This is a genomic window from Allocoleopsis sp. (assembly GCF_036703385.1).
Taxonomy (GTDB): domain Bacteria; phylum Cyanobacteriota; class Cyanobacteriia; order Cyanobacteriales; family Coleofasciculaceae; genus Allocoleopsis.
This window is the reverse complement of the sequence record NZ_DATNPA010000027.1, coordinates 1-13,522: the sequence shown is the minus strand read 5'-3', so window position 1 is coordinate 13,522 and position 13,522 is coordinate 1. Positions and strand designations below refer to the sequence as shown.

Sequence of the window (13,522 nt, the reverse complement as noted above, 5' to 3'; positions counted from 1 at the left end):
CCGCGAGTATTTCAAATTGAGACAATTTAACTTTAGGTTCGATCTAACATCTTCTCCTATTCTCAACAGGCTTTCTTAATGATATTGCGCTGTGTGTATGAACCTAATCTTAGTGTTGGTAGGTACTGTCCAGCGGCACTAGTGAAAAGGCTTCAAGATATTGATTTCACTTCATGGTCTCTAACTGATCGACCCGTAACCAAATATTCGGGGTGGGCACCTGACCAAACTTGACCAGTGCATAATCCCCCTTCATATCGACCACTTCTCCCTTGGTTTCAAACAGATAAGGAGGAAAGCGTGTATCGCTGGCCTGAGCTTCTAGGCTCCCTTCCAGCTTTTCGCGGATAGCGCGAACTAAGTCTCCTCTTTTGATTGTGTCTGCCATAATCGATAATTTTTGTCAGGCTACTAAATCGCTTTGTTGCTTAGCATTTTAAAGCTTTTAAGCAGACTATTTTTGATGCTTAGCTGATGGGAGTGGCTGACAGTTTGGGCAAAAGTGAGAGGAGCGTCCTGCCAGCTTGAGGCGCACGATGGAACTATTACAGACACGACAGAGTTCACCGGTGCGACCATACACACAGGCGACACCTCCGTAATTCCCATTCACACCCTGGACGTTGAGAAAGTTACTAAAAGTAGTGCCACCCACCTGGATACTCGCTTCCAATACTTGAATTAAGCTGGAGCGGATACGCTCAATCTGCTCTGCATTCAAATCCGCACAAAGCGTATCGGGTCGAATACCGCTCAAGAATAAGGCTTCATCCGCATAGATATTACCCACGCCTGCAACGAGCGTCTGATCCAGTAGTGCAACTTTGATGGTACGTTGGCGATCGCGTAGTTTGCCAACCAGGTATTCCAACGAAAAAGCAGCCGAAAACGGCTCTGGCCCTAGTTGCTTCAATCCTGTGATGATGCTTTCTAAGGGTGCTGAGGGCGGAACCCACCACATCTGACCAAATGTTCGCTGGTCTACAAAGCGCAATTCCCGGTTGTTGTGGAAGAACAATCGCACTCGCGTGTGTTTTTGTAAAGGCTCTTCGCGATTGAGCCACAGCAGTTGACCCGTCATGCGTAGGTGAACCCCCAACCAACCCGCGTCATGGGGACTGGGGCTTGGGGATTGGGGATTGGCAAAGGATGACAAGGGGGTGTCTTTAGACAAACCCTCTGCATTGCCGTGTCTTCCTTGGAGGGCATCTTTCTGCCAATCTCCTTCTCGACCACGGGTATCTGACTGGCTCAGCTGTGCCAGCAAGTACTTCCCTCGCCGATGCCAACGACTAATACTAACGTTCTTCAGCTGTGCTAAAAACTCACCCACAGTAAAGGGGTAGGCAATGGTGCGAGTCAGCAACACATCCCCACCCCAAATTTCCTGATTTAGGGTCAATTGGTTTAGACCCCGACAAACGGTTTCAACTTCAGGCAGTTCGGGCACAACTTAACGAGATTCAGTCCCCTGGTTGGGGTCGCCTTCTACGACAGGACTACCACCGCCAGCTTCAGCTGTCGGTTGTGGAGACTTCTGGCCTGTTTTGCGGGCTTCAGCCTTCACGGGTGTTCCTGTTCCCTTGTCACCAACTTTCTTGCCTTTGGGTGCTTCAACCTCTAGAAGTTCACTCTCGGCAAAGTTATTGGTATTGACACCAGAGTAGTTAACGTTGTTAAAGCGGACGATGTACGAATATTTGATTCCACTTGGGTCTACAGATGCGACAGTGCCCGTATCTTGAAACCAGTAAGATTCTTTTCTGAGTATTCGGACTTTAGATCCACGTTGAACCATATAGAGTTTTTCCCTTGAGTTCTAGTTTTACAGCGTACTACTCGATCAGAGCTGTCTGACTATTCTGGTTTTTAAGTTTTGTTACCGTTGCCTGACGGAACGTGCCACTAAACCTTCCTTAAACTGACAGGCTGTGCCTGGGGATAGCTTTCAATGGCTATAAAAATCGTGCCCGATGCGTTAGGTTAAAGTGCCTACGAGTCAAGAGAAAGGAGGTTACTCTTTCCAACGCAGCTGAACAAAATACGCCGAGCGCCCCCAGATATCTGTTGTTGCCGTAATGTCTTCAATCGCCAGGTTAAAGGGTATCGAGGTCGTCAAGTACCGTTGAACCAGGCTACCGACATCCGGTGTAAGCTGAGTCGCTGTTACGGCGGCTAAACTTAATCCCAGAAATTGCTCAATTGGCCCTCGTGGCAAGAGGAGATGCGCTCCTAATGCCAGTCCAGCCGTTAAAAACATTCCGACTGATAGATTAGTGCCGCAACGCGGATGCACAGCCAGATCCCATTCTCCACTGGTGAGGCGCTGCAAGGCAAGGGGCACAGCTTTTCTTAAGTCAGCTAAATTCACCTGACCGTACAAGTAAAAGCCTTGGTCAGTGGATAAGCCTCCTAAGGTGTCACGCTCTAACGGCTGAGTAGCTGTGGCATATCCAGCGTTACCGACATGCCGCTCACTCAGAACCCAAACGGTTGCATGTTCTAAAGCATGAACCTGACGCAACAAAAGAATTTCTTTTAACCCTGGAATAAAGTTCAGTTGGCTGAGCAAGTCAGCATCCTGTCGGGGGTGGGGAGCGGTAATATCAACTCCCCAAAAGTTGCTGGTTTCGGCAGAAGCAGTATTCGTCATGGCAACACGACTCCAAAATCAAATTGATCAACAGAAAGTATTTTCAACTGTAGCGTTCACATTCGGCTTAGGTTGTAAAACTTGGTGAAGGCCATAAATAAGAGGCGAGTGTACAAAGCGCACCTGTCTAAAGAGCTAGATCACAATGGTTACAAAAGGTTACAATAATCAAGACTGACTCGTCCTAGCCAGGTTTCAGCTAAATAGCGTAGAGGATTTGAGACATATTACTGATGCCAAAGTTTCTGGTGAACGCCAAAGATTATCAGCTAGCTATGACAGAAATAGACTTCGATATTTTCCAAGAATCCGAAACGCTAACGATCCCAGGTTTGACCTATATTCCTAATTACGTTGATATCCAGGAGCAAAATCAATTACTTAAGGCGATAGACGCCCAAGAATGGTCGATAGAGTCAGTAGAATCCACAAGAAGGATTCAGCAACATGGCTATAGATATGACTATCAAAACGGTATCCTCGTCGCCTGCAACTACTTAGGAGATTTGCCGGATTGGGCAATGCGAATTGCTAAGCAACTCTATAGCGATCGCTTAACGGAAATCGTTCTCGATCAAGCCACTGTCAATGAATACGAACCTGGACAAGGTTTGAGAAGTCATATTGACTGTGTTACTTGTTTTGGCGATATCTTGATCACTCTCAGCTTGGGAAGTCCCTATGTGATGGAATTGACTCATTCTCAAACCCAAGAGAAGAGAGAAATTTTATTATTACCAGGAAGCTTGCTGGCATTGGAGGGAGAAGCTAGATATGTTTGGCAACATGGCGTAATGCCTCGCGATCGCGATATTTATAGAGGTCAAGAATTTGTTAGAAGTAGAAGAGTGTCTCTCACATTTAGAGAGGCGGCATTCCCTCACAAGTAGACTTGACCAATTTTGGATGCAAGGATTTTGGATGCAAGGATTTACGCTAGTAATTCCCTGCCTTGAGAACAAACATTCATCCAAAATCTCAAGTAGAATGTCACTGACTTAAGCGGAATGGCACTGACTTAAGCAAAAAGTAGTCGTTGTTTGAGAAAAACCCAGATTGGGGGAAACCCCCCAAACCCCCCACTGGGGGACGGAGTGCCTCCCCCAGATCCCCTGCACAAGGGTTGGTTGGTAAGTAAGGAAAATTGTAAAGTCAGTGCCATTCATCTTAAGTATGCGCTGCTCAACCCGCTCCGCTATCATAAATCCAAAATCGAATGGCTTCTATCCACTTCCGAAATCGAGCCTACCAAGCTACAAAGCACTACTGGTTGGGTACCCATCGAACGGCTTCTCCGAGCGAAACCTTGGAACGAGTTAGACCTTACTTTAAATCCATTGAGCTAACTCGGATTGCTAATATTACAGGCTTAGATAAAATTGGCATTCCGGTTACACTTTCTATTCGTCCGAATAGTTATAGCGTTGCCACCTCCTCCGGGAAAGGAACGACTTTAGAAGCAGCGATGGTTTCAGCAGCAATGGAGTCAATTGAACTTTACTGTGCTGAAACAATTAATCTGCCTGAAATTAATCTTTCCTATGCGCAGCTTTCCGAGAATTACCAAGTTATTCCTTTAGAAAAATTACCTCTGCGCGAGAATTCGCTCTTTAACGTAAATCGCTCCGAACAGTGGTGTTTAGGCTGGGATATCATGAACCAAAAGGAAGTGGCGGTTCCAGTTCAAGCCGTCTCGATGAACTACCATAGGTTTTGGGAGAAAGAGATTACCAATCTAGGCTCTTTTGACATGGGTTCCAATGGGTTAGCCTCTGGAAACCATTTTTTAGAAGCGGTTAGTTCTGCTTTGTATGAACTGATTGAGCGAGATGCGATTTCTTGCCATCTCGAAGCGTATCGCAAGGGATACGGGATGCCGGGATACCGGATGCCGAGGGTACGTTTAGAAACGATTGAATCTCTTATAATCCAAGAGTTATTGGCAAAATTTGAAGCGGCACAAGTCGTTCCAATTCTATTTGATTGTACGGTAGATACTGAAATACCTGTATATCGTGCCCAAATTTACGACCCCAGTGGAAACGTACCTAGTAGTCACGGTTATGGGACTCATCTCGACCCTGAAGTAGCGATGGTGAGAGCATTAACCGAGGCGGCTCAAACTCGCGCTATTCTAATTTCAGGCGCAAGAGACGACATCTTTCATCAATATTATACGACGCTGAGGTTGCAGAGAAATCGTGATGCTGAAGCTAGTACTCTTGAGTCGAATCCGCCGACGGTAGATGCTAGAGAACGGAAATCTAAGGCGACTTGTACGTTTGAGGAAGATATTGAGATTATCTTAGAAAATCTGAAAAATTCCGGATTAAATCAGGTGATTGTATTGGATTTAAGTCCACCGGATTGGAATATTTTTGTAGTGAGAGTCATTGTTCCAGGATTAGAAGCATCTTTTCATACAACTTATAATCCAAAGCAGCGTGCGATCGCATTTGCAGAGCATCAGCTTTCTACTAGGGTTAAACCAAAGGTTGGAGGTATGCGTGTAGCTGAGACTCATCGACCAGCTGGAGGAGCCGTTTAATCTTAATTATGAAAAAAATAGTCATATTTTTAGGGCCATCACTGCCTTTAGCAGAAGCTAAAGACATTCTGGATGCTATCTACCTTCCTCCGGCAAAGCAATCAGACTTACTCAGTGCTGTAACCATATACAAACCCGATATTATTGGTCTAATCGATGGCGTTTTTCTCAGTTTACCCTCCGTATGGCACAAGGAAATTTTGTATGCTATTGAACAGGGAGTGGCGGTGTATGGTGCTAGTAGTATGGGCGCGTTACGTGCTGCTGAAACTGAGGCCTTTGGGATGGTAGGCGTTGGAGAAATTTACCGAATGTATGCCAGTGAAGAGCTAATTGATGATGATGAAGTTGTCACGGTTCATGGGCCAGAAGATACGGGATATTGCCGTTTATCGGAACCAATGGTGAATGTCCGCGCCACATTAAATCGTGCTAAGGATGAGGGAATTATCGATAATAATGTGTGTGAGCAATTGAGTGCGATCGCAAAATCGATTTACTTCCCAGAACGGACATTTCCTGCCATCTTTCGGAAAGCGCCGACGGCAGGTATATCGCCAGATAAATCAGATGAAATGGCGACTTTTGTCAAGACTAAGTATGTAGATCTCAAGCGTCAAGATGCTATTTTACTCCTAGAAACACTACGAGATTTACCTGAATCTTTGCCTCAAATCAAGCCAAATTTTTCCCTGATTCGTAACCAATTTTTTAGCAACCTGTATCAGCGCGATCGCACAGTCTTACGGAACCAGATAAGGATTCCTTTGGGAGATATCACGGGATATGCAGCATTAAATCTTCCTGATTTTGATGAAGTCAATTTGCACGCTTCAAATCGAGCCTTAGTGCAGATTTTAGCTGAGATTTTGGGTGTTGAAGTATCTCAGGAAGCCGTGGATAAGGAAAGGCGACGGTTTCAAAGTCAACAGAATCTGACTGAGGAGACAGCGTTTACTAACTGGTTAGCTGAAAATGACCTGACGCAAGAAGAATTTAATCAGTTAATGGTTGAGATGGCTCGGTGTCGGCACTTGCAGAATTGGCTGCTGACGCGGAAAGGGAATGAGAGGAATACGAAGATTTTACTGGATGAATTACGATTGCAGAATCGTTATCAAGAGTGTGCGGATGCCGTAGCTGAAAGAGAAGGGATTATTCGAGAATACTATCCTAATTTGATTGAAGAATACGCTGATAAAGCGCCAATATCACAGTTGATGATAGAGCATTTACGCTCTACAGGATGTCAGGTAAGGTTACGCGATGATTGGGAAAAGGAAGCGGGCTTTCTAGATTTTGAATTGCTGAAGTTGGAACTTTTGCGATCTCATTTAGCGAGGAAGGCAGTACAGAATACTGAGTCGAGTGGTTCATCGGGGTGAGGTTTTGCGATCGCCACTACCTTGCAGATCGCTCAATCGCACTTGATAATAGTACAAAGGCTATAAAATCCTGATCGTGAATAGCCGAGGGTGTATCGAATAACTGTACACTTCGCTCCACACGCAGATGCCAGAAGAAAAACCCTCACCGTCGCAATCCTTCTCTATTAGTGGTGGTCAGTTGTCTGGAGTCAACATCGGCGGGATTGCAGGCGGTAACCTCACGGCAAATCAGCAGATTAGCCAAGGTGAATCGGAAAAACAGCTCTCCTCAGCAGATGTTGTTGAACTGATAGCACAGATTAAAGAACTGTTTCAGAGTTCAGATTTACCAGAAGCTCAAAAAGAAAAAGCGATTAAGCATTTAGAGGCAGTTAAAGAGGAAGCTGCGGAAACTGAACCAGACAAAAACTACGCTTTAAAGAGTTTCCAGCGAGCAGCAAAAGCTCTCAAAGAAGCGAATGAAACTGTAAGTGCTGGTCAAGGACTTTGGCAGAAATTAGAACCGATCGTCATCCAGCTTGCTCCTTGGTTTGGAGTTGCCGCAAAAAGTCTGTTGTGGATGTAAGCCAACAATCAATAGTAAGTGATGAGCCAACAGCCCTCGCCTGACTCGCGCCAGCAGTTCAATATTCATGATGCTTCCATTGCAGACAGTCAAATCGGTGGTCAGGCGGGACATGACCTGACTCAGAATCACGGTTCGGGTGCTATTTACAAAGATGTAACGATTTACAACTACTCTGACAGGCCGCAACCTAAAAAAACCTGGCTGTCTAGGCAGGAATACCGCAATCGTCAGATTTTGCTCAACAAAGTCAAGAACTACTGGGTTGAGGGAGTTCTGGCAAATTCCCTGCACAACCGGGTACTCATTGAACTGGGTTTGGAGGAACGTCCTAATGCAGTTACCCATCCCTGGAATCTAGTTGATGAGGAGCAAAAACCTCTGCCCCAAGGCACTAAAGCGATCAACCTCTTTGACAAGCTTGGTGATGGACGAACGCTGCTGATTTTAGGAGAACCTGGGTCAGGTAAAACCACAACATTACTCGAACTGACTAGCGACTTAATTACCCGCGCTGAGCAAGATACAGACCGCCTGATTCCTGTGGTGCTTAACCTTTCCTCTTGGGCTGGTAGGAGGCAGACCATTGCCAACTGGTTAGTTGAGGAACTGAACACCAAATATCAAGTTCCTCAAAAAGTTGGACAAAGCTGGGTCAAGAAACAGCAACTGCTCCTGCTCTTTGATGGTTTGGATGAAGTTCAGGCTGGATACCGAGAGGCGTGTATTGCTGCCGTGAACGCATTCCATCAAGAGTATAATCCAGAAATTGTGGTTTGCTGCCGTATTAAAGACTATCAAATACTCTCTAATCGTCTGAATTTTCAAAGAGCAGTTTGTTTAAAATCACTCACTCTAGGACAAGTTCGTCATTATCTTGATAGAGTAGGTTCTGAGCTTGCAGGTTTGAGAGAATTGCTGGAAGAAAATACGGCACTACAGGAGTTATCCCAGTCCCCCTTAATGCTTAATATCATGGCTTTAGCTTACCAAGGGGTAGCGGCTAAAGATATGCCCCAAACTGGTTTAGTATACGAATACCGCCAACAACTATTCAAAGATTACATTAAACGGATGTTTCAGCGGAGGAGGACTATTCAGCAATACAATCAAGCGCAGGTGATGCGCTGGCTAATTTGGTTAGCGCAGAGGATGGTTAAAGAGTTTCAAACCGTCTTTTTAATCGAGAGAATGCAGCCTAATTGGTTGTCAAATAATTATCAAAAAATAACTTATCAGAATGGAAATATAGTGATTTCGGCGATAATGGGTAGTCTGATTACTGGACTGCTTATTGGGCTGAGTATTGGGATAATTTCTGGTTTTATTATTGGGCTGCTTACTGGGCTGAGTATTGGGATAATTTCTGGTTTTATCATTGGGCTGCTTACTGTTCGGAGTAGAGGAGACATAAAAACAGTTGAAAGCCTAAAATGGTCTTGGTTAGAAGCAATAGAAGGAATTAATTTTTACATAAAAAAAGGATTAAGATATGGAAGGAATTTAGGATTGATATTTTCAAATGTTTTATCACCATTATTATTCATCTTTTCTATACCTAGATAATTACTGGGATAATTACTGGGATAATTACTGGACTGATTTTTTGGTGGATTGGTCAACCTATTTGGGGGCTGATTTTTGGGTTAAGTTTTGGGCTGATTTTTGGGCCAATGGTAGGGCTGATCGGTGGTAAAGCCTGCATCCAACACTTCATTTTGCGACTCATCCTCTACTCCAATGGTTATATTCCCTGGAACTATGCCCGCTTCCTCGACTACGCGGCAGAACGCATTTTCCTGCAAAAAGTTGGCGGCGGTTACATCTTTATCCATCGCTTGTTAATGGAACATTTCGCACAGATGGAGTTAGAACAGGTGCGGCGTTGAGTTGAGGGGGCGAATGGAAGAGAGCCTCTACACAAACAAAGTTCGCCAGAACACCCGCAAATTGAAATCTGGAGCTATGCACACCAAACCCGCTCATCAAGGGTTGAGAGCGATCGCACTTTTGACTTTTGGGTAAATGAACGAATTAAAAGCGACACAAGCACGACATGTCGCGCCAGAATTAGCGGATTGCTAGGAGCGATGCCCTCTGTCTCACTCAGAATCAGAAGAATCATTGCTAGATTCCAATCTTGAAGCGCAATCTTCTAACCAAGCCTCCAAATCCCCTTTAGTCGAAAAATCCAATAACGCCTCACCCAAGTCCTCGATTTGTGCGATCGCTAACGCCTGAATTTGCTGCTGTAACTCCGGCTCAACTTCACCCACTCAGTACAAGCATCACTAAAATACCTAGTAGAAACGTATTCTTAACCTATGAAGCCCAAACAGCTCGTCTTAGCCCTCTTGACAACTACCGCTTTTCTAAGTGTTCTGCCACTGTCCCATTCCCTGACAGGCATCAACTCCAGCAGCGCTCAAACGCCGTCAAAATTTGTCACCTATACAGAACCCAATTTTTTCTCAATTCAACATCCCTCTGGTTGGACTATTGATAAAAGTGCTAGCAATTACACCATCCTTTGGAGTCGCAAACCAAGCGGTCCTGGAGGCGGGAAAGCTCCAGCAAACCTAGTTAAAACTGACATTACCGTCACTGATGGCTCCCTAGAAACGGTGGTTAAAAGGGATATAGCCAGCAGTCAATCCTACAATGCCACAGTGAAACAACGCCGCAACCTAACTATTAATGGGCGGAATGCTGTTAGGGTGTACCTAACAGGTGGAGGGTTTGACTTTCCAGACACAATGCTCACTTTCGTTCGCTACAACAATAAGCAAACGGTTGTCATTTCTAGTTATTACACGGCTAGTAATTCTAGTGCTGCTGGCACAATTGAACGCATTCACGGGTCTTTTCGCCTCCTGAGGTAACAGTTGGTACCATAGGCGATCGCTCTTTCACAAAGAAGCAAACTTATCCGTTGCTTCAATTAAAGCACTCCGAATCCCCGGTTCTGACATGGAATGTCCAGCATCCGGAACCACAATCAACTCCGCTTCAGGCCAAGCGCGATGCAACTCCCAAGCCGATATCATCGGACAAACCACATCGTAGCGTCCCTGGACGATCACACCTGGAATATGACGAATGCGATCAACATTTAGTAGGAGCTGATCTTCGGGTTCAAAAAAGCCTTTGTTCACGAAATAATGACACTCAATTCTGGCAAAAGCATCTGCAAAATTGCTCTGACCAAACCGTTGCATTAGGCCAGGGTCTTGCAATAGTTTACTCGTACTCGCCTCCCAAACTGACCACGCACGAGCAGCTTCTAAACGTGTTTCCAACTCTGGACTGGTCAAGCGTTTGTAATAGGCTCCAATAAAATCGTGACGTTCCGCTTCGGGAATTGGCTTAACATATTCCTCCCAAGCATCCGGAAAAATATAACTCGTTCCCTCCTGATAAAACCATAGGAGTTCTTTCTGCCTCAGCATGAAAATACCGCGCAGAATCAATCCCTTGCAACGTTCCGGATGAGTCTCGCTGTACGCTAAGGACAGAGTACTGCCCCAACTCCCCCCAAACACCACCCACTGCTCAATTTCTAGTTTCACTCGCAGCTTTTCAATATCGCTGACCAAATCCCAAGTCGTGTTCTCTTGCAGTTCAGCATGAGGAGTACTTTTCCCACACCCCCGTTGGTCAAATATCACAATTCGCCATTGGGCAGGATCGAAGTATTGGCGATATTCGGGTATACTTCCACCCCCAGGCCCCCCATGCAACACTACAACCGGCTTTCCGTCAGGATTCCCCGACTCTTCAAAATAAATCGTATGCAGATCAGACACTGCTAGGGTTGCCTGATGGTAGGGTTCGATAGGGGGATAGAGTTCTCGCATGTGTAAAGTAAAAAACGGTTAAACAATAGATCTCTTTATGAACTACCCTCGGACTTCGCTAACGCTACGTCCGGGGTTTCTGACGCTTCATTGCAGAAAGTTGGCTAAATCCTCCGCATTTATGAGGGGCTTTAGCTAGAGCTTTTTGCTCTACGTCTGAGAGGCTAGTTCCTAACCCCTTTGCATAATTGAGACAAACTTGTGCGGATGCCACATCCCTATCGGCTGTGTATCCGCACTTTTCGCATTGATGAATCCGTTCGCTCAACTCTTTTTTCTTCTGAGCCAAACACTTGGGGCAAGTTTGAGAAGGCTTGATTTTTTGGGCTGGAACTTCGATAAAGAAGCCTCCAGCCTCTTCTATTTTGTACTTGATTGCACTCCGCAGCATCCCAAACCCTACGTCAAGAATCGAACGATTAAGCCCCGATTTTTGACGTTTTCTTTTGCCCTTTTTAGCTTTGGCAGTCATGTTCTTGACATTGAGAGTCTCCGTAGCAACCAAGCTATTAGCGCGAGTTATTTGTGCTGCTACTTTATGAGTCCAATCTTGCCGCCTGTTCGATACTTTATTCTGTAGTTTGGAAACTTTCTTCCTTGCTTTGTTCCACCGACGAGATGCCTTGGTCTTACGTTTCTCTGGCCTACGTTTACGTCTCAGTGCCTTAGATACTTTCCTGATATCAGCTTGCGCCTGACCTAAGAAACGAGGGTTATCAATCTTGTCTCCATTATCAAAAGCTACAGCCGTAAGTGTGCCGATATCAATCCCCACGGCACCTGTTCCAGTTTGACGTTTGACCTCGCATTTAACCGGATAGGGTCGATGTGACTGTCGCCAGTCACACCTCCCTTTCAAAACCGTGCATGACAATTTCTCGTCACACGGCTCCTCGGTGACTTGACCCTTTGTTATGGGTACTTCTTTCCCGTTGTTCGGGATTAGGCGGTTACCAAGGAGTATCATCCAACTTCCTCGCTAACTCTTCGTAAGCCATCTGCCTTTGAAGCTTTAGGGCATCTAGGGCAGTCTTTTCATCGTGGCAGTGCCTATGTAGTAGTTGACGATTGTTCTTTGTGTCCTTCCCTCCTTGCGAGATGGGTAGGGTGTGGTCAATTTCTAATAAATCGTCTTCTCTGAAGTGCAGTTGACACCTGGCGCATTTCCCATCTTGTTGTCTTAAGAGTTCTGCTATTCTCTTAGGACATTCTGGGTGTTTGTGTCTCCTTGTTGACCAATACACTAGATTGCCATCATATGGACTGGCGTTGCCTTTAACCTTCGTATGCCTAACTATTGGAGTATCAGCATACGTCAGTAACCGAGAACCTGTTTTAATGCCCTCTTTGGTTGCAAATATCCAGTGTTTATCTCCCACTGTTTGCCAGCATTTTCTGGCAATTTCTTTAACCGGAGTACCGGCGTGGGTTCTTTTTCCCCAAGCAAGAAGTTGCTTAAACGTTGTATGGTCTAGTGCTGAAAATATTTCTTTACTGACCGCAGTAGCGTAGTAATTTGCCCATCCTTTGATTACAGGGTTTAATTTCCTGATTAGTGCCTCTTGTGGCGCTGACTTATGGGCTTCGATGATTTTGCCTACCTTAACTACTTGGCGTCTTATTGCTTCCTTGCTTGGTTTGATGAGTGTTTTGAAACCCAATATTCTACCTTTTGAGTCTTTTGCCGAGTTGTCATCGGTTGTTTTATACTGTCGAATGTGGAATCCCAAAAAGTTGAATCCTACGTTACCCTCATGCTTTTCGAGCGTGTGGGTAATTTGGGTTTTAGAGGGTTTTAGCTCTAATCCCATGTCTTCTAACCATTCTGCTATTATCTGCTGACATCTTTGAACAACGGCAAGATTTTCGTGGAGGATAACAAAATCGTCCGCGTATCGGATAAGGTGGGGAGTTGTGAAATCTTCTCCCTTTTTGTGGAACCAGGTTTCCTTACTACTGTATGACATTTTGGGGAATGCCTGTTTTATCCGATTTCCCATACCGTGGAGGGCAATATTTGCCAATAGTGGGGAGATTACCCCTCCTTGAGGTGTACCCTCAGATGTCGGGAACAGTTGTTTACCGTCCATCACTCCCACTTGTAACCATGCTCGAATTTGTCGGCGAATGGTGGGGAATGTATTTAATTTGTTAAGCAGTGCTTTGTGGTTGATGCGGTCGAAACATTTGGCGATATCGGCGTCTAGCACATATTTTGGCTTTAGCTTGGTGGCGTCAAATATTGCCTCAATCGCATCGTGACATGAGCGTCCGGGTCTGAAGCCATAGCTGGAGGACTCGAATTTTGCCTCCCATTCTGGCTCTAAAGCTTGTTTTACCAATGCTTGTGTGGCACGGTCTGTCATCGTTGGAACGCTACGCTCAGACTACACACAGCTTCAACCGACCTTCGGGAAGTATAAAGATTACTAACCCGATTCATCCCTTGCACGGTGAATCGGTTACCGTGCGTCAGATTCGTCAGTGTGGGAAACAGACCCGAGTCATCGT

The 13,522-nt window shown here is 45.3% G+C and carries 16 protein-coding genes; 7 read left to right on the top strand and 9 right to left on the bottom strand.

Features of this window, described 5'->3' with window-relative positions; all coding sequences use genetic code 11:
• Nucleotides 1-166: 166 nt before the first annotated feature.
• The 4 genes from V6C93_RS01410 to V6C93_RS01395 form a co-directional block, all read right to left on the bottom strand.
• Nucleotides 167-388, bottom strand: coding sequence for an NAD(P)H-quinone oxidoreductase subunit O (locus V6C93_RS01410; RefSeq protein WP_333474853.1), 222 nt, complete (start codon nucleotides 386-388; stop codon nucleotides 167-169).
• Between the two features lie 66 nt (nucleotides 389-454).
• Nucleotides 455-1,450: a DNA-formamidopyrimidine glycosylase gene (locus tag V6C93_RS01405; RefSeq protein WP_333474852.1), complete on the bottom strand. Its 996-nt coding sequence runs from the start codon at nucleotides 1,448-1,450 to the stop codon at nucleotides 455-457.
• A gap of 3 nt (nucleotides 1,451-1,453) precedes the next feature.
• Nucleotides 1,454-1,798 (bottom strand): photosystem I reaction center subunit IV, encoded by a 345-nt coding sequence (locus tag V6C93_RS01400; RefSeq protein ID WP_333474851.1) that lies wholly within the window; start codon nucleotides 1,796-1,798, stop codon nucleotides 1,454-1,456.
• Nucleotides 1,799-2,014: 216 nt separating this feature from the next.
• Entirely contained in the window at nucleotides 2,015-2,653 is a 639-nt protein-coding gene (locus tag V6C93_RS01395; protein ID WP_333474850.1) for a DUF6391 domain-containing protein, read from the bottom strand.
• A gap of 233 nt (nucleotides 2,654-2,886) precedes the next feature.
• Between V6C93_RS01395 and V6C93_RS01390 the strand changes: the two genes are divergently transcribed.
• The 6 genes from V6C93_RS01390 (at nucleotide 2,887) to V6C93_RS01365 (ending at nucleotide 9,043) form a co-directional block, all read left to right on the top strand.
• Nucleotides 2,887-3,543: an alpha-ketoglutarate-dependent dioxygenase AlkB gene (locus V6C93_RS01390; RefSeq protein WP_333474849.1), complete on the top strand. Its 657-nt coding sequence runs from the start codon at nucleotides 2,887-2,889 to the stop codon at nucleotides 3,541-3,543.
• A 326-nt stretch (nucleotides 3,544-3,869) separates the two neighbouring features.
• Entirely contained in the window at nucleotides 3,870-5,201 is a 1,332-nt protein-coding gene (locus tag V6C93_RS01385) for a YcaO-like family protein (RefSeq protein WP_333474848.1), read from the top strand.
• Between the two features lie 8 nt (nucleotides 5,202-5,209).
• On the top strand, nucleotides 5,210-6,586 hold the full coding sequence (locus V6C93_RS01380; protein WP_333474847.1) for a TfuA-related McrA-glycine thioamidation protein: 1,377 nt from the start codon (nucleotides 5,210-5,212) through the stop codon (nucleotides 6,584-6,586).
• 127 nt (nucleotides 6,587-6,713) lie between these two features.
• Nucleotides 6,714-7,154: a hypothetical protein gene (locus V6C93_RS01375; RefSeq protein ID WP_333474846.1), complete on the top strand. Its 441-nt coding sequence runs from the start codon at nucleotides 6,714-6,716 to the stop codon at nucleotides 7,152-7,154.
• A 21-nt stretch (nucleotides 7,155-7,175) separates the two neighbouring features.
• The gene (locus V6C93_RS01370; protein ID WP_333474845.1) at nucleotides 7,176-8,720 is read left to right on the top strand and encodes an NACHT domain-containing protein; all 1,545 of its coding nucleotides are present in this window, start codon (nucleotides 7,176-7,178) and stop codon (nucleotides 8,718-8,720) included.
• Between the two features lie 107 nt (nucleotides 8,721-8,827).
• Nucleotides 8,828-9,043 (top strand): hypothetical protein, encoded by a 216-nt coding sequence (locus V6C93_RS01365; protein WP_333474844.1) that lies wholly within the window; start codon nucleotides 8,828-8,830, stop codon nucleotides 9,041-9,043.
• A 74-nt stretch (nucleotides 9,044-9,117) separates the two neighbouring features.
• Here V6C93_RS01365 and V6C93_RS01360 read toward each other — a convergent pair whose 3' ends face one another.
• Together V6C93_RS01360 and V6C93_RS01355 are read right to left on the bottom strand one after the other, a co-directional pair.
• Entirely contained in the window at nucleotides 9,118-9,279 is a 162-nt protein-coding gene (locus tag V6C93_RS01360) for a hypothetical protein (RefSeq protein ID WP_333474843.1), read from the bottom strand.
• Nucleotides 9,257-9,430, bottom strand: coding sequence for a DUF4351 domain-containing protein (locus tag V6C93_RS01355; RefSeq protein ID WP_333474842.1), 174 nt, complete (start codon nucleotides 9,428-9,430; stop codon nucleotides 9,257-9,259). The genes V6C93_RS01360 and V6C93_RS01355 overlap by 23 nt, the downstream gene beginning before the upstream one ends.
• A 48-nt stretch (nucleotides 9,431-9,478) precedes the next feature.
• On the opposite strand from V6C93_RS01355, the gene V6C93_RS01350 reads away from it, so the two are divergent.
• Nucleotides 9,479-10,036 (top strand): PsbP-related protein, encoded by a 558-nt coding sequence (locus V6C93_RS01350; protein ID WP_333474841.1) that lies wholly within the window; start codon nucleotides 9,479-9,481, stop codon nucleotides 10,034-10,036.
• 27 nt (nucleotides 10,037-10,063) lie between these two features.
• Here the strand turns inward: V6C93_RS01350 and pip are convergent, their stop codons facing one another.
• The 3 genes from pip to V6C93_RS01335 all read right to left on the bottom strand — a co-directional run bounded on the left by pip (nucleotide 10,064) and on the right by V6C93_RS01335 (nucleotide 13,377).
• Complete coding sequence (gene pip, locus V6C93_RS01345; RefSeq protein ID WP_333474840.1) at nucleotides 10,064-11,011, bottom strand: prolyl aminopeptidase; 948 nt, start codon at nucleotides 11,009-11,011, stop codon at nucleotides 10,064-10,066.
• Between the two features lie 64 nt (nucleotides 11,012-11,075).
• A complete protein-coding gene (locus V6C93_RS01340; protein ID WP_333474839.1) occupies nucleotides 11,076-11,978 on the bottom strand; it encodes a transposase in 903 nt (300 codons plus the stop codon).
• The gene (locus V6C93_RS01335) at nucleotides 11,962-13,377 is read right to left on the bottom strand and encodes a group II intron reverse transcriptase (protein WP_333474838.1); all 1,416 of its coding nucleotides are present in this window, start codon (nucleotides 13,375-13,377) and stop codon (nucleotides 11,962-11,964) included. Before V6C93_RS01335 ends, V6C93_RS01340 begins: the two co-directional genes overlap by 17 nt.
• Between the last annotated feature and the right edge of the window lie 145 nt (nucleotides 13,378-13,522).